This is a genomic window from Microcoleus sp. ARI1-B5 (assembly GCF_036705795.1).
Lineage (GTDB): Bacteria > Cyanobacteriota > Cyanobacteriia > Cyanobacteriales > Microcoleaceae > Microcoleus.
Genome location: NZ_JAUBVK010000013.1, coordinates 93,045 through 111,280, shown reverse-complemented (window position 1 = coordinate 111,280; position 18,236 = coordinate 93,045). Strand labels below are relative to the sequence as shown.

At 47.7% G+C, this 18,236-nt stretch carries 12 protein-coding genes; 8 read left to right on the top strand and 4 right to left on the bottom strand.

Annotated elements, in window-relative coordinates; all coding sequences use genetic code 11:
• Nucleotides 1–145 precede the first annotated feature (145 nt).
• The gene (locus tag QUB63_RS19535; RefSeq protein WP_332946929.1) at nucleotides 146–337 is read right to left on the bottom strand and encodes a hypothetical protein; all 192 of its coding nucleotides are present in this window, start codon (nucleotides 335–337) and stop codon (nucleotides 146–148) included.
• A 484-nt stretch (nucleotides 338–821) separates the two neighbouring features.
• On the opposite strand from QUB63_RS19535, the gene QUB63_RS19530 reads away from it, so the two are divergent.
• The 4 genes from QUB63_RS19530 (at nucleotide 822) to QUB63_RS19515 (ending at nucleotide 5,833) form a co-directional block, all read left to right on the top strand.
• Entirely contained in the window at nucleotides 822–3,197 is a 2,376-nt protein-coding gene (locus QUB63_RS19530) for a ribonuclease R family protein (RefSeq protein ID WP_332947007.1), read from the top strand.
• A 380-nt stretch (nucleotides 3,198–3,577) separates the two neighbouring features.
• Nucleotides 3,578–4,210, top strand: a complete 633-nt coding sequence (locus tag QUB63_RS19525) for a flavin prenyltransferase UbiX (RefSeq protein WP_332946928.1) — start codon at nucleotides 3,578–3,580, stop codon at nucleotides 4,208–4,210.
• Nucleotides 4,211–4,253: 43 nt separating this feature from the next.
• Nucleotides 4,254–5,261, top strand: a complete 1,008-nt coding sequence (locus QUB63_RS19520; RefSeq protein ID WP_332946927.1) for a LapA family protein — start codon at nucleotides 4,254–4,256, stop codon at nucleotides 5,259–5,261.
• A gap of 20 nt (nucleotides 5,262–5,281) precedes the next feature.
• Entirely contained in the window at nucleotides 5,282–5,833 is a 552-nt protein-coding gene (locus tag QUB63_RS19515; RefSeq protein ID WP_332946926.1) for a shikimate kinase, read from the top strand.
• A 952-nt stretch (nucleotides 5,834–6,785) separates the two neighbouring features.
• Here QUB63_RS19515 and QUB63_RS19510 read toward each other — a convergent pair.
• Nucleotides 6,786–7,229 (bottom strand): hypothetical protein, encoded by a 444-nt coding sequence (locus QUB63_RS19510; RefSeq protein WP_332946925.1) that lies wholly within the window; start codon nucleotides 7,227–7,229, stop codon nucleotides 6,786–6,788.
• Nucleotides 7,230–7,430: 201 nt separating this feature from the next.
• Nucleotides 7,431–7,835, bottom strand: coding sequence for an NIL domain-containing protein (locus QUB63_RS19505; RefSeq protein ID WP_293149705.1), 405 nt, complete (start codon nucleotides 7,833–7,835; stop codon nucleotides 7,431–7,433).
• A gap of 177 nt (nucleotides 7,836–8,012) precedes the next feature.
• On the opposite strand from QUB63_RS19505, the gene QUB63_RS19500 reads away from it, so the two are divergent.
• The 4 genes from QUB63_RS19500 (at nucleotide 8,013) to QUB63_RS19485 (ending at nucleotide 15,693) form a co-directional block, all read left to right on the top strand.
• The gene (locus QUB63_RS19500) at nucleotides 8,013–8,615 is read left to right on the top strand and encodes a thioredoxin family protein (RefSeq protein WP_332946923.1); all 603 of its coding nucleotides are present in this window, start codon (nucleotides 8,013–8,015) and stop codon (nucleotides 8,613–8,615) included.
• Between the two features lie 702 nt (nucleotides 8,616–9,317).
• On the top strand, nucleotides 9,318–12,536 hold the full coding sequence (locus tag QUB63_RS19495; protein ID WP_332946922.1) for an efflux RND transporter permease subunit: 3,219 nt from the start codon (nucleotides 9,318–9,320) through the stop codon (nucleotides 12,534–12,536).
• 433 nt (nucleotides 12,537–12,969) lie between these two features.
• Complete coding sequence (locus QUB63_RS19490) at nucleotides 12,970–13,842, top strand: hypothetical protein (RefSeq protein ID WP_332946921.1); 873 nt, start codon at nucleotides 12,970–12,972, stop codon at nucleotides 13,840–13,842.
• Nucleotides 13,843–14,520: 678 nt separating this feature from the next.
• Nucleotides 14,521–15,693 carry a TRC40/GET3/ArsA family transport-energizing ATPase gene (locus tag QUB63_RS19485; RefSeq protein ID WP_332946920.1) on the top strand — a complete coding sequence of 391 codons (1,173 nt, stop codon included), beginning with the start codon at nucleotides 14,521–14,523 and terminating at the stop codon, nucleotides 15,691–15,693.
• A gap of 163 nt (nucleotides 15,694–15,856) precedes the next feature.
• Here QUB63_RS19485 and QUB63_RS19480 read toward each other — a convergent pair whose 3' ends face one another.
• Complete coding sequence (locus QUB63_RS19480; protein WP_332946919.1) at nucleotides 15,857–18,178, bottom strand: DNA phosphorothioation-associated putative methyltransferase; 2,322 nt, start codon at nucleotides 18,176–18,178, stop codon at nucleotides 15,857–15,859.
• Nucleotides 18,179–18,236: the final 58 nt, after the last annotated feature.

Sequence of the window (18,236 nt, the reverse complement as noted above, 5' to 3'; positions counted from 1 at the left end):
TTCGGAAAGCACCTATTCAACATACAATAAATGAAAGGTGAATCATCCGCGCAACCTTTCACGTCACTAAACCCTATCCCACATCCGGCGGTTTAAGCTAACAAGCACCGGGCGTCATTTCTACCTATAGGAGATGACACAGCAACTAGGCAAAAGTAGTAAAAGTCTCCGGTTTTGTGTACCAAGCACCTTCTACAGCACAGATTGCTCCCGACCCGCTCGTTCCTCCTCTGTCCGCAAGGACAGATCGCGTGGAAAAAACAGGGGCATCGCAGCGACGAGCTACGAGCAATTTGGCCCGATCGCCGGTAAAATCTTGGGCTTTAGCAAAAGGCAAGAGACACTTCAAAAAGAAGAAGAAAGCAGGAAAAAGGCAGAAGGAAAAAGGCAGGAGGCCCAAATGCAAATTTTCTCCCTCGGACTCTCTCCATCTCCCAATCCCCGACTCAACCCGTCGCTTTCAGCATCGAGCTATCTTTTAAGAACCGACAGGGGCTTTCTACTTCGCGAAGAGCTCGGCGCTGCAAGTCAAAAGCAAACGAACCAACGCTAAAAAAATTGTATTGGGGAATAGGGTGCGGAGCATTTGTCTGCACCATCATCTGTCAGTTGCAGACAGACAGCAGACAATTAGCGACTGCCGGTGTCGGGAAAAAATCTGAAAAAATGCCCGCGCACGGGTAGCACCGACTGTGCTCGCTTCTTTACCTACTAACCCGCGAATTTGTTGGGAAGCAGGCACAGCGAAGGCGGGAAAGGGCGCGGCGGCTGATTTCGCCAAAATTAGACTAATTGCTGGAAACAAGAGGATCGATCGCTACATGGAATTTTCTATCGCTGCACTGCTGGCAAATTTTACAGAAGACAAATTAGTGGCTCCCAAAGCACTGGAGAAAAAACTCGATTGCAACGACGCCACCAGTCAACTCAAACTTCAAATCGCATTAGAAGCTCTAGAGAAAATTGGCATATTAGTCAAAGACAAAGGCCGCTACCGCCGAGTAGCAGAAGACGACGTAGTAGAAGCAAAACTGCGCTGTTCGAGCAAAGGATTTTGCTTTGCAATTCAAGACGCCGAAGGCTCAGAAGACGTTTACGTGCGGGAAAGTCACCTCTCGACAGCTTGGAACGGCGATCGAGTTTTAGTCAAAATCATCAAAGAAGGCAGCCGCCGCCGCTCGCCCGAAGGCGAAGTCATGCTGATCCTCGAACGCGCCAACCCTTCGGTACTCGCGCGAGTCAAGCAAACCGCCACCCCCACCGGCCGCGTCAGCTACAGAGCAATTCCCCTGGACGATCGCCTGCTGTTTGAATTAGACTTGCTGGCAAACGGCACAAACCTCCAAGAGGCGATCGACCATTTAGTACACGTCGAAGTCAAACGCTATCCCCTCGGCACCCACCGCCCAGTCGGCAAAGTAGTACAGGTACTCGGTTCCGACGCCGAAGCCGCTGACGACCTCGACATCGTATGCTGCAAGCACGACTTGCCGCGATCCTTCCCCGCAGCCGTCATCAAAGCAGCCGAAAACTTGCCCAGCAAAGTCAAAAAAACCGACATCAAAAAACGGCTAGATTTGCGCAACATCCTGACTGTTACCTTTAGCAAAAACGAACTGCAAGAAAGCAACACCGAAAACGAAAATTATGCCCCTCAAGCCCAGGAGGAAAATCTCTCCGAGGAAGCAGCCGAAAACGAGTTCGATCCGACCTCATTCCTCTCCGATCCGCCAATAGAACGCGCTTTGTCGATCGAAAGCCTGAAGTCCGGCGGCTGGCAAGTAGGAATCCACGTCACCGACGCCGCCGAGTACGTGCAGCCAGAAACCCCCCTAGACCGCGAAGCCCGCAAACGAGGCACCGCAGCCCATCTGGGAGAAAAAATCATCGCCGTACTGCCAGAAATCCTCAACGAGCGCTGCTCCCTGGTGCCAGACACAGAACGGCTCGCCTTCAGCATCATGCTCACCCTAGACGCATCAGGAGAACTCCTAGAATACGAAATTCAAACCAGCGTCATTCAAGTTGACTACCAGCTCAGCTACCCAGAAGCTCAAGCAATTCTAGAAGCCGGCCCCGATGCCGAAGTTCATCCTTTGTCCTCCGCCCTCCGTCCTTTCCTCGATCGCATCGGAGATGCCTCAAAGGCTGCCAGACAGGCGCGGTTCAAGCGGGGAGCTTTTGAACTAAATTTGCCCGACGCTAACTCTCACTTCGACGATGAAGGCGAATTAGGAGCTTTTGCAGTCGCTCCCGCCGCCCAGTCGGCTGTCTCGGAGTTGGTCGTACTTGCCAACGAAGCTGTCGCCACCCACCTGCAAGCCTTGGGAGTCCCAGCAATCTACCGCGTCCAGCCGATGCCAGACCCGGCAGACATTCAAGAGTTCATCAAACTCTCCAACAACCTCGGAGGCGAACTGTATCTCGAAAACGAAGAAGAAGTTCTGCCCTTTGACTTCCAGCGATTTACCCAGCAATTTGCCGGTCTCAAGTCCGAAAGAGTTCTCACCTACCTGCTGGAAGACACCATGAAGCCCGCTGTTTACAGCACAACTCCCAAGCCGCACTTCGGTTTGGCGCTGCCAGACGGCTACACGCGCTGCACTTCGCCGCTTGGACGCTACGCCGATTTGCTGGTGCTGCGGGTGTTGCAGGCCGTGTTCGAGCAAGGCCGCAGCAGCCGCACAACTCGGGCTAAGGAAAAAGTTAACCTGCACCATTCCTCCTGTCACGGTCAAATTACTTGGAATGTCCTCCCCCCAGACTTGCACCACGAATTTGAGACGGAGTTTGCAGCGGCGGTGGTACACCTGACGGAACGCGAAAGGGTTGCTGAAGATGCTGAAAGCGATTTGCAGGGATTGAAGAAAACCGGATTGATGAAAGAGCGCACCGGTCAAACTTTCCAGGGTTTGATTACAGGTGTACAATCTTACGGTTTCTTTGTGGAAATTGAGGTGCGGCCGCCCGAGAGCGAACTTCTGCGAGTTGAAGGATTGGTGCACGTTTCTTCGCTGAAGGATGATTGGTATGAATATCGATCGCGCCAGCAAACTCTCGTAGGTCGCAAAAACCGCAATCAGTACCGTTTGGGCGATCGGGTGGAAGTTCAAGTTAAGAGCGTTGACTATTACCGCCAGCAAATTGATTTAGTTGCAGTTGGTGGCGGCAGCCAAGCTTTTGATGATGAGGAATAGTCATTAGTCCTCAGTCATTAGTCATTAGTCATTAGTCATTTAAGCGATGACCAATGACTAATAATATTATTTCCGCTCGGATGGCAATAATAAGATTGGTTTGATCGTTCGGACTTTAGTCCTTCTTTTCCTGAGGACTAAAGTCCGAACGATCGACACCTTAATGCCGTGTCCCACACATATCTAGGAAAACGGCATTTTATACGAGTAGGAAAACGGCACGGCGCCTTGTCCTGAAAGACATCGAAACCCGTCCGGAAAGAAATTGAAACCATTCCCAAAAGATATCGAATCCGTACCGACAGACATCGAACATATTTGATATTATTTCTTCTCTATTCCTACTTGCTTCTTGCCTCGTACTTCTTACTTAAAAAATAATGACAAATAACTACCCGCTGATTGTAGGAGTGACTGGAGCATCGGGACTGATTTACGCCGTGCGGACTTTAAAATATCTGTTGGAAGCCGATCGACCTGTGGAACTGGTAGCATCAAAATCTACCTACATGGTTTGGCAAAGCGAACAGAACATCCGAATGCCCGCAGAACCGACTCTGCAAGAAGAATTCTGGCGAGAACAAGCCGGAGTACCCAATTCTGGCAAACTCCGGTGCCATCCCTGGCAAGATGTTGGTGCTAATATTGCTAGCGGATCGTTTCGCACCCAAGGGATGATGATTATTCCCTGTAGCATGAGTACACTAGGCAAGTTGGCTGCTGGCTTGAGCTCGGATTTGCTCGAAAGAGCGGCCGACGTTCAGCTCAAGGAAGGGAGAAAATTGGTACTTGTACCTAGAGAAACGCCTTTTAGCTTGATTCACCTGCGAAATTTGACTACCTTAGCAGAAGCTGGAGCTAGAATTGTGCCTGCGATTCCCGCTTGGTATCACAATCCTCAAACTATTGAAGATTTGGTTGACTTTGTGGTGGCTCGCGCTTTAGATCAGTTGGGGATTGATTGTGTTCCTCTCAAACGCTGGAAGGAAGAAGAGTTGACAGTTGACAGTTGACAGTTGACAGTTGACAGCTTGCCCGAAGAGCGAAGTCGAAGGGTTGAGAGTTGACAGTAGTCAGTTGTCAGTTGTCAACAGTCAATTACCCATTACGGATTACCAATTACCCATTACGGATTACCAATTACCCATTACGGATTACCAATTACCCATTACGGATTACCAATTAAAATTTGATATGCGCGCTGTATTTTTGCTAGTGATTGTGGTAGGGCTAACTATTTTTGCCTTACAAAATGTGGAGCCGGCTTTATCGCTGGTATTTTTGGGAATTCGATCGCCCGCTTTACCCTTATCTATCTGGATTTTGCTCAGCGTGGGGACGGGAGTTGTCACATCTTTATTGATTTCTGCTTTGCTCTCCTTCTCAAATTACCTATCTCAAACACGAGATCGCAGCGGCCGCGACATTCGCAGCCGTGAGGCTGTCTCACCAGACAGGAGAACAGCTTACGCGCCACCTGTTCCTCCCAGAAAACAGGAGATTGACCCCGATTTTGAGACTGTAAATAGCCAAACTTCCTATCGAACTGAGTACGGGACACCGGCGGGCTACACTCCGCAGACTTTCCAACAACAAACTCCAAACCCTCCTGCTGCAAAGAATTACGCTCAACAGACAACTGTTCAAGCCGCTGACGATGAGGATGATTGGGTTTCTGATGGCTCAAAATCAGGCTCTGGCGGCAGCGATGACGATTGGGGGGACGATCGCTCAAAAGTCGATCGACCGCAGGTAAATGACGTTCCAGCGACAAATCCGAAGGCTTACGAAACTAAACAGGAACCGAAAAGCAAGTCTTGGGCTGGCTCGGTATACTCTTACGGCTATCGAGATCCCAGCCAGTCTGGAGTGGGACAAACTGAGTCTGTCTACGATGCAGAGTATCGGGTGCTGGTTCCCCCGCAAGATCCCGTACCTTCACCGAGTGGCGGGGAAGCACCGAAAAATCCTAGTGCACAAGAGGATGATTGGGGATTGGATGAGGAGGATGTATTTGAAGACGACGATCGCCCCAGCGGCGGGCCGATTAACCTGAAAAAATAGCACAATATGGAGGATTTGCGGTGGATTTGTTGAGGGGAGTTAATATCTATCTCGTCGGGATGATGGGTGCGGGAAAAACTACGGTGGGGCGGATTTTGGCAAGGGAATTCAAATACCGTTTTTTTGATACCGATGAACTAATTGTTCGGGTTGCTAATCAGTCAATTGCTGAGATTTTCGATCGCGAAGGGGAAGAGGCTTTTCGGGAACTAGAAACGAAAGTGCTCGGCGAATTGTCTGCTTATCAAAATTCGATCGTGGCTACGGGCGGCGGGATTGTTGCCCGATCGACAAATTGGGGTTACTTGCATTACGGTATAGTGGTGTGGCTGGATGTGCCTGTAGATCGATTGTGCGATCGGCTGCGATCGGACAGCACTCGACCCCTACTGCGGGAGGGCGACCTCAAATCTAAGCTGCAAAGCCTTTTGAGCGAGCGAGAGCGTTTCTACGCTCGAGCAGATGTCCGAGTTGGCATTTCAGGAGGCGAAAGGCCTGAAGAAGTGGCGCGTCGGGCGATCGAAGAAATCAAAAAAGTTATCAAATCCAAAACCGCACCTGATATCAATTGAGACAGTCCTAAACCGGGTTTCTGGGAAAATAACCGATTTGTGAGGACTTGTGAATCCCGTAAAAATACTGATTTCTGGCTGAGTGTGTCGGTTTAACCGCCAAATGTTTGGGAATCAACCGGGTTTGAATGAATGTGGCGCGTAAGTTTTATTAAGTGTGAGGATTAAGCGATGGAGCTTTTGTGCAAAAACTAATGGCAGACTCGTCTGATGGGTTAAAGTCGGCTATGGATACCAGTTTCAAAAAAGAATGCAACGGTCGGCCCGCGATCCAAAGCCTTATGTCATCAGTCATTCCCAATTGAAAATCGCAAATCGCAAATCGCAAATCGAAAATGCTATGAGTTCTCTCTAAAAATAAAAGGGCCCCACCGCTGAAGGGCTGTAGGGCGCAAGGACAGTTAAACGCTAACCTCATTGTCGGAAAATTTAGCATCGATGCTATCGTCCTATGTGACGATTTCGCGATCGTCCATTGACTCATCAACTCTCCCGTATCAAAAAATGTAACCCAAGATCGATCGAATTCAACCTGTCTTATTCTAAAAACAATACCTCATGCAATTCTGACGAGCAGCTCCCTAAAGCTGCTTTTTTATTGGGATTTAGTTTTTGGCTCCCCCAGTTGCGGGATCTTGGGAATAAGATTTTGAGCAACAGTCGCTACAGATCGATACTGTTATACCCGTTTTCAGTTGCACTCCAGCTTCGTCGGTAATTGGTAATGGGGAATGGGGAATGCCCAATTGGGAATGGGGAATGGGTAATCGAGCATTGGGAAGCTGTACCTCGCGAGGCTTGAAAACTGCTATAATTACGAGCCGAAGGCATTAGTCCGGGGGTGGGGTATGGAAAAAAATAAGCCGTATTTATTGATGAGCGATCGGAGAGTTTTCGGCTAAATATCCGTTGCGAGTTGTAGAATTTGGTGGGTTGAATTTCCCGTTCCCCATTAACGTAATACCAGCCGGCCTGTTCTCGACAAAAACTCGATCGCTCCGCCCAACCCCACACCCGTTAAAGAAAGAGTAGCTAATATCGCAAAAGTCCGCCATCTTTGATGACCAAATAGTTGAATATCGAGTCTTGCCAAAGCTCCCGCTGAGGTCAAGACTAAAGCCGTCACAAAAAGGTGCATCCAGGTAACAACTATAACTGCCAAAAAAGCTCCTACAATAATCGAAATAAAAGCCCCAGAATCACTCGAAATCCACCGCATGAGCCATCTTTTTGTGTCCTTCAGCGGGAACGACAACGCGATAGCTAACACTAAAATGGCAGCTACGGCGAAAAACCAAGTCAGGTGCGGGGGAATATCAAATTCAGATAATTTCCAGCCAAAAATGAAATAAGTAACAAAAAGTAGAGTTAGGGAAAGCCAAGAGTTTCTTTTCATCCGATATACAAATTAGGGGAACCAAGCAAAAAAAGATGACCCCGCCCAAAAACGGGTACAAGTTTCCGACACTCATGAGGGTCGATTCCAAAATTTTAGACTTTTGTTTAAGCTCCCAGATTCACGGAGCTGCAAGTAAATCTAAAATTCTTCAAGTCTTTAATCTAAAATCGACTGACCCCGATAAATTCGTGCGCGGCATTAGAGGTTAGTAGAAATAGCTTGCACCGGACAAGTAGGGATGCACTGCTCGCAGACGATACAGCGCGATCGAGCAAACGTTAGTTTAAAGCTTTCTGGGTCAAGGGTCAAGGCTTCTGTGGGGCAAACCCCCGTGCACAAGCCGCAGTGAACGCAGGTATCTTCGTCGATGAGTATTTCCCTGCTGGCTAGGGAAACGCCGATGTTTTGCGATCGCATCCAGTCGATCGCCGCTTCTAGTTGGTCGATGTCCCCTGATAACTCTAGCACCAGTTTGCCCACTTGATTCGGAGCCACCTGAGCGCGGATAATGTTGGCTGCAACATTAAAATCCTTGGCCAGTCGGTAAGTGACAGGCATTTGGATCGATCGTTGGGGAAACGTCAGCGTTACCCGTTTTTTCACTGTTACCTCGGTAATTTACAAACACAATCTTTCTTATCTTATTGTTTTAGCGCACTTGGTCTAATTACTGGCATCAGCCAATTTTTTGATGAGATTGGTCGGATTATCTCAAAATGTGGTATAATTTGCAGTGGTTATAAAAAATAAAAACATAGAAATAAAATCGCCATTTATTTTATGAGTCTCAATTCGCCCAACTCAACTTCTGCCCCCGCACCCAAAGATTCCGAAATACAAGCCGCCGCGCGCGTCAGAAACTTATTGATCGTGTTAGCAGCGATCGCCCTTTCAATATCCCTCTTCTTCGGAGTGCGAACTCAAACGCCATCAAGCAGTCTCACCGAAATGGCAAAAGCCTCCGCACCGCTGGAAACAGCCTTAGCAAACGGCAAGCCAACACTAATGGAATTTTACGCGAATTGGTGCGGTAGCTGTCAAGCAATGGCTAACGATCTGAGCGCCATCAAACAGAAATACGCCGAACCGCTGAATTTTGTCATGCTGAATGTAGACAACGACAAATGGCTGCCAGAAATCACCAAATATCGAGTTGACGGCATTCCGCACTTTGTCTATTTGAATAATAAAGGCAGCGCCGTTGCTGAAACGATCGGCGAAGCACCGCGCAGTATTATGGAAGCTAACTTAGAAGCTTTAATTGCAGGGAAACCCCTGCCGCACGTCCAATCTTCCGGTCAAGTTTCTGATTTTACTCCCCCCACAGCGCCTGTGAAAACAAGTAGCTCCGACCCCCGCGCCCACGGCTCTCAAGTGCAGTAGAAGAAGTTCGGCAACGGATTGTGTAACGGATGTAACGGATTTAACGGATTTAACGGATTTAACGGATTTAACGGATACAAGTCAAGCGTGAAGTCGGAAGAAGGAAGAAGGAAGAAGGAACAGGGAACAGGCAAGATGCCTGTTCCACAATCAATAAACTTTCTTGTGGAACAGGCATCTTGCCTGTTCCTATTTGTGATAATGCAACATACATATTTCACAACAAATAAACCTTATTGTGGAACAGGCATCTTGCCTGTTCCAGATAGTGATACCTTACAGAGATTCAACGGCACATCGCAACTTAATAGCGGTTCTCAAGCGTGGTGAGGTATGCTTGCATGCCCTATGCCCTATGCCCTATGCCCTATGCCCTATGCCCGGCGCAGGCCAGTCGTACCTCATATGGGAACTCGAAAGGCTATATGTCAACTTCGGTTGAGGGCGACTACCTCTAAAGGAATATTCAAAAAAACTTTATTTACATTTTATTAAAATTTATTATAATTGCAAAAAGTGGAGTGTAAACATTCGATCGCTGCCGCTCAACAATAAAATGCGATCGAAAAGAATTTGGTCGCAATCCCCCGATTCATGCCTTCACAGGCCCAATGACGGGATAAACTTTTCAATCTCAAATCGAATAATCCCCAATCGTCTAATCTAAAAATCTAAAATCTAAAATCTAAAATCTAAAATCGCATGACTTCCGACAAACCCGGATTCAGCATTAGCGCGACCGCCATCCGTCGCCACATCGGCACCCTCATGCTGACACTAGCAATTATCATCGTGGGCCTTTTCTACATCACCCAACTGCCCGTTGACTTGCTACCCTCAATCACCTATCCCCGCATCGGCGTGCGCCTCGACGCCCCCGGAATCTCCCCAGAAGTCGCAGTAGACGAAGTTACCCGCCCCCTCGAACAAGGACTTTCCGCCACCGAAGGCGTCATCCAAGTTTTCTCCCGCACCCGCGAAGGACAAGTCAGCGTCGATTTATTCTTCAAACCCGGAGGAAACATCGACCAAGCCCTCAACGACGCCACCGCCGCCGTCAACCGCATCCGCAACCGACTTCCCGACACAGTTGAATCCCCCACCCTCTTTAAAGCTGACCCTTCCCAACAACCAGTTTACGAATTTGCCCTCACTTCCAACTCCCTGCAAGGAGTAGATTTGCGCGTATTTGCCGACGAAGAATTATCCAGAGAACTAAACGTAATTCCAGGAGTAGCAGCAGTTGACGTTGCCGGCGGGGTACAAGAAGAAATTCAAGTAAATATCGACTTAAATCGCTTGCAATCTTTAGGCGTCAGTATTTCCGATGTTTTAAACGCCCTCGAAGCCCGCAACCTCGACACTTCCGGCGGGCGGCTGCGGCAAGAAGCGGCGGAACCTTTAACCCGCACCGTCGGGCGGTTTCGCAACGCCAAAGAAATTCAGGAAATTTCTTTTCAAGCATCGGCTTCCAACCCGCCCAGACGAGTTTTTTTGCGCGATTTTGCTCAGGTAATTGACGGTACAGAAGAAGAACGAGTTAAAGTATTTCTCAATCAGAAACCAGCCGTAAAAATTACAATTCAAAAACAGCCGGATGCGAATACAATCTCAGTTGTAGACGGCATCAAAAAGCGGCTGGAAGAATTAAAAGCATCCGGCGCTATTCCCGAAGGCACGACTATTATCAATACCTTCGACGAATCTAAGTTCATCCGCGATTCGATTAGCAACGTTCTATTTTCCGGCTTAACCGGGGCTGTTTTAGCTGGCGCAGCAGTTTTGCTGTTCCTCGCTTCCCTGCGCCAGACTTTTATTATTGTCTTGGCAATTCCCCTCGCCAGTTTAATGGCGATTATCCTGATGGGAGTTTTTAATTTATCTCTCAACGTTTTTAGTTTGGGCGGTTTGGCGCTGGGCGTGGGAATTGTGGTCGATAACTCGATCGTTATGCTGGAGAATATTGTCGAAGGAACCAGCAATAAAAACAGTGCCAACGGCAAGCGCTTAAGTAACAAGCAGTTGATGCAGCAAGCCGAAAAAAGCAGTCAAGAATTAGAATCAGCTTTATTTGCCTCTACCATCACTAACTTAGTTGCCGTACTGCCATTTTTGCTGATCGGCGGCTTAGTTTCCTTGCTTTTCAACGAATTAATTCTCACTATCAGCTTTTCCGTCGCCGCTTCTCTGATTGTGGGATTGACGGTTGTACCGATGATGGCTTCTCGACTGCTAGCCCTCCCGGTATCCAGCGGTTTGAGCAACTTTTGGCCGCTGCAGGCGTTCGATCGCGCTTTTACCAATGCTACCGCAGGCTACGGCAAATTTTTATCGGGTATAGTGCGCTGGCGGTTGATAATCATTGCAGTAGCGATTATTGCATTGGGCGGCGGCAGTTGGGTGATGGCCGGTCAAATTCCCCAGGAAATCTTGCCCAGAATTAACACAGGCCAAGCCCGCTTGTTTGCTTTGTTTCCCGCAGGCACAAATTTGGCAACCAACCAAAGAGTGATGGCAGAAGCTGAGAAAATCATCCTCAGCCAGCCTGAAACTCAATACACTTTGACGACGGTGGGCGGGCTGTTGTTCGGCAATAGTACGATCGAGAATTTGCTCAGAGGCGGCTGCAACATTACACTAAAACCGGGCAGCAATACCTTAGCTTATGTAGAGCGAGTGACGCAAGAATTGAATAAAATGGATTTGCCCAAAAATACTCGCTTGCGGCTGAATCCCGAAAATGTGCGCGGTTTAGTTTTGACTAATTCACCGGTGCGCGGCGCGGAAATTGATATCCTGCTTCAGGGCGACAACGAACAATTATTGCAGCAAGCAGGCCGCGACATTTTGGCAACTTTGGATAAGCAGGTAAAATTAGCTCGTTTTCGCCCGGATGCCGATCCGCAGCAGCCGGAAGTGCAGATTCGCCCGAATTGGGAACAAGCGGAAATCTACGGGTTGAGTGCGAGGCAAATTGGGGAGGCAATTCAGACAGCAATTCAAGGTGCTATTCCCACGCAGTTGCAGCGCGGAAACCGTTTGGTAGACGTGCGGGTACAGTTCGATCGCGCTTCTGTCAAGTCGATTTCGGAACTAAAATTTATCCCTTTAACTGCTAGGAATAACAGCATCATCCGCTTGAGCGATGTGGCAAATATTCAAGTGGGAAAAGCGCCGGGAGAAATTCAAAGACTCAACCAGCGCCAAGTTTTCTTGATAGCTGGAAATATTAATAAGGGCGCGAGTTTGGGCGATGCTTTGAAACAAGTAAATGCTGTTTTGGATCAGTTAAAATTGCCCCCTGGCGTGCGAATTATACCGAGTGCGGCGGCGGAAACTAACCGGGAATTGCAAAGTTCGCTGAAGATTTTGGGCGGGTTGGCGGCGTTTTTGGTGTTTGTGGTGATGGCGGTGCAGTACAATTCCCTTGTCGATCCGCTGGTGATTATGTTGACGGTGCCGCTGGCTTTGGCTGGGGGGATTTTTGGGCTGTACGCGACTAAAACTGCGATCGGCGCGACGGTGATTGTGGGCGCGATTTTGCTGGTGGGAATTGTGGTGAATAATGCGATTATTATGGTAGAATTGGCGAACCAAATTCTGGAAGATGAAAAGGTCGATCGCGCGACAGCAATTCTCAGGGCTGCACCTCAGCGCTTGCGACCGATTTTGATGACAACTATCACCACAGTTTTGGGTTTATTTCCCCTAGCTTTGGGGATTGGAGACGGTTCGGAATTCTTGCAACCTTTGGGTGTCGTAGTATTTTCCGGTTTGTCGCTGGCTACGCTGCTGACGCTGTTTATTATTCCGTGTTTTTACATTTTGCTGCACGATTTCTTTGGGATGTTTGCAGCGAAGAAGCCGCAAAGAGTTGTTGCTGTTCCCGCGCCGAAGGCGGGGGGGAAAACTACGAATTGATCGTGGTTTGCGTGGTTGATTTACGCGGGTTTTATCGGAGTCCGGCAGGGGTTTAAACCCCCGCCGAGAGAGCAAAAGTCGGTTGAAACCGACTGCGGATTGTGAGGGAAAATATTCGCGATTTTAGTTTTCTTTGAGAGGACTTTCGCTATGAGTCCGGCGGGGGTTTAAACCCCCGCCGAGAGAGCGAAAGTCGGTTAAAAACCGACTGCTGATTGTGAGGGAAAGTGCGATCGATTTTAGTCCTCTTTTAGAGGACTTTTGCTATGAGACAGGGGTTTTCAACCCCTGTCGGACTGCGGAACTCACAAACAATACCAATACAGCATTTGATATTCCGCTAACAAGCCAGGAGCGAGCATTGCGTGATTGAAAAGAATGCAATATTTAAGTTAAAATAGACCCTATCTACACAGAATATCCCAATATATTTATGCTTCTTTTACCAAAATACGAAAGACAAATAGACTGGTCATTCTCATACATAAATCAACCCATTAATTCCCAGTGGGCGACCATCGTCAGCGGCGATCGCAAAAAAGTCACTTTGGTCGATCGCAACTTTTCCCCAAAATACGAATACCAGCTTCCCGACGAAATTAGCTGTTTAGCGATCGGTCCCAAAGGCGATCGACTAGCAGCAATCATGGCAAATGGCAATCATTTAGCAATTTTGACAGCCGAAAACCAGCTAGTGTACGAACAACAGCTACCTAACCCTCCTGTTAAGTATTGGCTGGATAACAATAATGGATTTCAGGACTGCTGGTTTGATGCAGACGGCGTGCGTTTTTGGTGCATGAAATTAATTGAAGGCGAGGAAGTCGAGATTCAAATTCGCGATACCAATTCGTGGCAAATTCAGCGACAACTTTTGCTCCAAGACCCTTTTGGCTGGAGTTCCTTCTCGTTTCACCCGCACCCAGAAAATCAAATTTTAGCCCTTTGGGCTGCCGCAGGTCAAGACGGACAGCAAGTCTACTGGCTTTATGATGATGGTATCAAAATTCATGCTGTAGAGGTTGCGTGTCTGGCTGACACGAGTCCTCCAGAATTTCACCCTGCAGGTAGCGAATTCTTGGTACTCGATGATACTGAGAGAGAACTAAGTCGGTTCAGTTTTCCTGATTGCAATCTCATAGGCAAATGCCAATGGCCTTGGCCAGATTTAGACGATGGTTTTGATTACTCTATGTGCTACCTATCAGACGATCGCATTCTGATTAGCTCTAATCAAGGCAGGATGTACCTCATCGATCTCGATAGAATGCAGATATCACAGGAAGTGATTTTAATTGGTCACTAACCGCGCCCATGTCTAGAATTTTACCCTAATTTGCAAGGTTTAGAAAAAGAGATTTGTGGCGACCTGCACTGTTTTTATCGTTTTGATTCAGACAGCATTCTGTCCGTTCACTCACAACGGGCAAGTCAAGAACCTAACTCCAAACAGAAGACATTAGTTATTTTCGGTGAAAAAGAGCTGTTTGGTTCGCTGTCGCAGGTACAAGAATCCGCACCCTACAGTAAATTATTCATTCAATCTTTGGGCATTTCTTAAGGATTTCCCATTTATGAAGCTTCCGGCGCGGTGTTAGATTTCCGCGCGCTTTCCCAAAGTCCGGCGGGGGTTTAAACCCCCGCCGAGAGAGCGAAAGTCGGTTAAAAACCGACTGCTGATTGTGACGGAAAGTGCGATCGATTTTAGTCCTCTTTTAGAGGACTTTCGCTATGAGACAGGGGTTTTCAACCCCTGTCGGACTGCGACACTCACAAACAATACCAATACAGCATTTGATGTGAAGTGCGATCGCCCTTCACAAGATTTATCAATCGCCCCCTATGATATTTCAAGCCTCTAAGGGACACCCCAGCCGACGCCCCACCACCACCCCACGGACTGATATTTTCTGGTCTCAGTCTCATAAAGTTACATTCCGTTACAATAGATAAGTAAAGAACTTGCAGGCGAGCTTAAGAATCAATGCGCTTAATATTAATGACCGGAAAAGGCGGCGTCGGGAAAACCTCCGTAGCCGCTGCTACAGGGCTGCGATGCGCCGAATTGGGATACAAAACCCTAGTGCTGAGCACAGATCCCGCCCACTCCTTGGCCGACAGCTTCGACATGGAACTCGGACACGATCCCCGACTGGTAAAACCCAATTTGTGGGGAGCAGAATTGGACGCCCTCAGGGAATTAGAAGGCAACTGGGGAGCAGTAAAACGCTACATTAGTGAGGTTTTGAGAGCCCAGGGACTTGAGGGCGTACAAGCTGAAGAACTAGCCATTTTACCGGGAATGGACGAAATCTTCGGCTTGGTGCGGATGAAACGGCATTACGACGAGGGAATATATGATGTTTTAATTATCGATTCCGCTCCCACCGGCACAGCATTGCGACTCCTAAGTTTGCCAGAAGTTGGCGGCTGGTACATGAGAAAATTTTACAAGCCATTGCAAGGCATATCAGCCGCCCTCAGACCTTTAGTTGAACCGATTTTTAGACCAATTGCCGGTTTTTCTTTGCCGAACAAAGAGGTGATGGATGCACCTTACGAATTTTACGAACAAATCGAAGCTTTGGAAAAGATTTTAACTGACAATACTGTGACTTCGGTAAGGTTAGTTACTAATCCCGAGAAAATGGTAATTAAAGAGTCTTTGCGCGCTCACGCTTATTTGAGTTTGTACAATGTTGCCACAGATTTAATCGTAGCCAACCGGATTATTCCCGAAGAAGTAACCGATCCATTTTTCAAGCGCTGGAAAGAAAACCAGCAGCAGTACAAGCAGGAAATTCACGATGATTTCCGGCCGCTTCCCGTGAAAGAAGTACCGCTTTATTCCGAGGAACTGTGCGGTTTGCCAGCTTTGGAACGCTTGAAAGAAACGCTTTACAAAGACGAAGATCCCAGCCAGGTTTATTACAAAGAAAATACGATTAAGATTGTGCAGGACAACAATCAATATGTTCTAGAACTGTATTTGCCGGGAATTGCTAAGGATCAGATTCAGTTGAGCAAAACTGGTGATGAGTTGAATGTTCGGATTGGGAATCACCGCCGCAATATGGTATTGCCACAAGCTTTAGCGGCGCTGCAACCTTCGGGGGCGAAGATGGAGGATGATTATTTGAAGATTAAGTTTGCTTAAGCTACAAATATAGGACAGGGTTTGTAGTGAGGACTTTAGTCCTTTCTTGATGGATGAAGAAGGACTTGCATTCCTCACTACGAACCTGTTTATGCCGTTTGTAGTGAGGACTTCAGTCCTCTGTTGATGGATGAAGAAGGACTTGCATTCCTCACTACGAACCTTAGTAGGAACCTTTTTCCTCTCCGTATTCTTTCTCTTCCTCTGTGCCCTCTGCGCCCTCTGCGGTTCCTTCCATCTTTCCTGCATTAACCTCAATCTTTTTATGCTGGCGTTCCGAGGCAGCTTTTTGCAGCATTTTCACCCGTTCCGGGTCAGCATCCGATCGCCAAAACAACTTATGACCTTTAATCTTAACGCAATTTTCCTCCAAACACTTCACCCATTCCCGATATTTTATAACGACGCCACCATCGAGAATCCCCAACTTTTCTTCTTGGCGGGTGAGTTTCGCAAACTTTTCGTAATGGGGATAACTAGGACTAACAAAAGCTTCTTTTCTCACTAAAATTGGCGGGTTGTACGCCTCGGAATAGTCTTGATAGCTGACAGAAAGGTCGCGCAAATGTATGTGCATAGCCGTGTGGAGGGCTGGATGCGGGTTAGTGTCAAAATCGGGATAAAATAAATAGGAAATCTGAGGTTTGCGAGCGTGAAATTTGACGATTGTAGCGCCGTCAAGCCTGCCAATTGTGCGGTTGGCGCAGCCTTCATAGAGGCGCAGCAAAGGGTCGAGTTCTTCTAAAAATGAGACGTGAACTGAAAGGGAACCGTGCTGTTTGTAGCCGATCGCACTATCCTCGCAACAGTCCGCCACAATATCCGGTTTGCTGAGACTGTACAGCATTAAATCTGCCAAAGTGCAAGCTTTTTGATAAGTGTCAAACAAACCCTTGATGTCGTTGCGGATTTGAGCCGGTAGCCGCCGCATCGCAGGTCGATCGCCCAAACCGTTAAGAGCAAGATATACTAGCAAATCCTGGCGGCGCTTGTCGGCGATTGTCTCCCAATCATCCGCATCCGTTGCTTGCAAAATCACCCTCCAAGCGCGATTAAAACTGTGAAATTCCTCCTTAATCGGCGATTCTTCCGCTAATTCGCCTTTCACCGGGAGGCGGCCCCGATCGCTCACAAAAGCCATCAAAGGAGCCAGCATTTGGGCATAATCCTCAAAGCGCTTGACTTGCGATCGCACTCTGGGAGTCGCTAAGTGCGATCGAAACCGAGAAGCCCGAAAACCCTCACCCTCCGCCGCATCCCGAAACACAAAATAGATTCCCAAAGCCACAGGAATCGCATCAACATTCAAAACTCGATCGATATAAACCTTCAACTCTTCCTGCTCGTAATACTTCTGAAAAGTATTCCGAGAAGTAATCACCCCATCCCCATAAGCAATTTGACCGCGCTCCGTATCGTCAATCAAAACCTGAGCCGCCACCACCAATAAATTCTTAGTTAATTCCCAAGCATTCAGCAAAGCTTCCCTGCGTTCCGCCAAAGATTCAATCACATTAATTACATAACCAATATTCACAATATCCGCAGAAATTCGCGGAGTATCAGGCTGATAGTAAGGGTCCCAACCCGCAGCAGCATAACCTTCTTCTGCAATACATTTAACATCCCCGCCGTAACCGCAACCGTAATCAAAAAAAGTCATCCCATCAACAAACAAATCCGATTCCAAAACCAGACGCAGAGGTTTAGAAATAGAGTTGCGCACCATCGCAGCTTTGTGACGCTCAATCTTGGGAATTGATAACTCGCTATTCTCCTGTTTCAAACGCTCGACAACAGCATGATCGTGGATTTCAACACCGCAATATCCCAAATATTTCAGCCAACCGTCGCGAGTGCCGATAACGCTAGTATTGTCAAGCAGTCCCCATCCTTCCTCACAGCGAGTCAGCCGAGCAAACTTTTCGTAATTGGGATAATCCGCAGTTACAAAAGTTTCCTTGCGGTGCAAAACCGGGGGATTTTCGCTGTAGCTGTAATCGAAATATTTAACTTCCCCTGTTGCGAGATTAATTTGGATGCTTGTTTGCAAAGCAGGGTGAGCGTCTGTATCGAAATCGGGATAAAAAAGATAAGATATTTTAGGTTGATTGAGTGAAAATTTAACTAAATTTGCTTCCTCAATATTTTCGAGATGGCGTCTGGCACAATTTTCGTAAATTACCAGAACAGGATTGAGTGCTGACAAAGCCGAAACGTGAACGTAAAAAGCCGTCGGTAATTTTTTGCCAACTTGGCTGTTCCGACAGCAGCCAGCAACTTTTGCCACCAGACTATCAACATAAAAAGTATCTATTTCATCGGGCGGGTACGGCACAGCATTTACAGAATCTTGCTCAGAAATAGCTTCGTTTTCATGCAGTAAAACTTCCCGAGCAAAAGCCATCAAAGGCGTTAGCAGTTCTCCATTATTTTCTAATGGCTCGCGATGTGAAACAGGGTTTGTATCGGTATCGTAAGTCATAGGTTAACTCATCGATTTTTTCTTAAAGACGGGCGCGGTTTCAACCGCGTCTATACAG

Coding starts and splice junctions, on each gene's coding strand:
- QUB63_RS19495 (WP_332946922.1), top strand. CDS start 9,318: ATGACTTCCGACAAACCCGGATTCAGCATTAGCGCGACCGCCATCCGT.
- QUB63_RS19525 (WP_332946928.1), top strand. CDS start 3,578: ATGACAAATAACTACCCGCTGATTGTAGGAGTGACTGGAGCATCGGGA.
- QUB63_RS19530 (WP_332947007.1), top strand. CDS start 822: ATGGAATTTTCTATCGCTGCACTGCTGGCAAATTTTACAGAAGACAAA.
- QUB63_RS19510 (WP_332946925.1), bottom strand. CDS start 7,229: ATGAAAAGAAACTCTTGGCTTTCCCTAACTCTACTTTTTGTTACTTAT.
- QUB63_RS19490 (WP_332946921.1), top strand. CDS start 12,970: ATGCTTCTTTTACCAAAATACGAAAGACAAATAGACTGGTCATTCTCA.
- QUB63_RS19480 (WP_332946919.1), bottom strand. CDS start 18,178: ATGACTTACGATACCGATACAAACCCTGTTTCACATCGCGAGCCATTA.
- QUB63_RS19500 (WP_332946923.1), top strand. CDS start 8,013: ATGAGTCTCAATTCGCCCAACTCAACTTCTGCCCCCGCACCCAAAGAT.
- QUB63_RS19485 (WP_332946920.1), top strand. CDS start 14,521: ATGCGCTTAATATTAATGACCGGAAAAGGCGGCGTCGGGAAAACCTCC.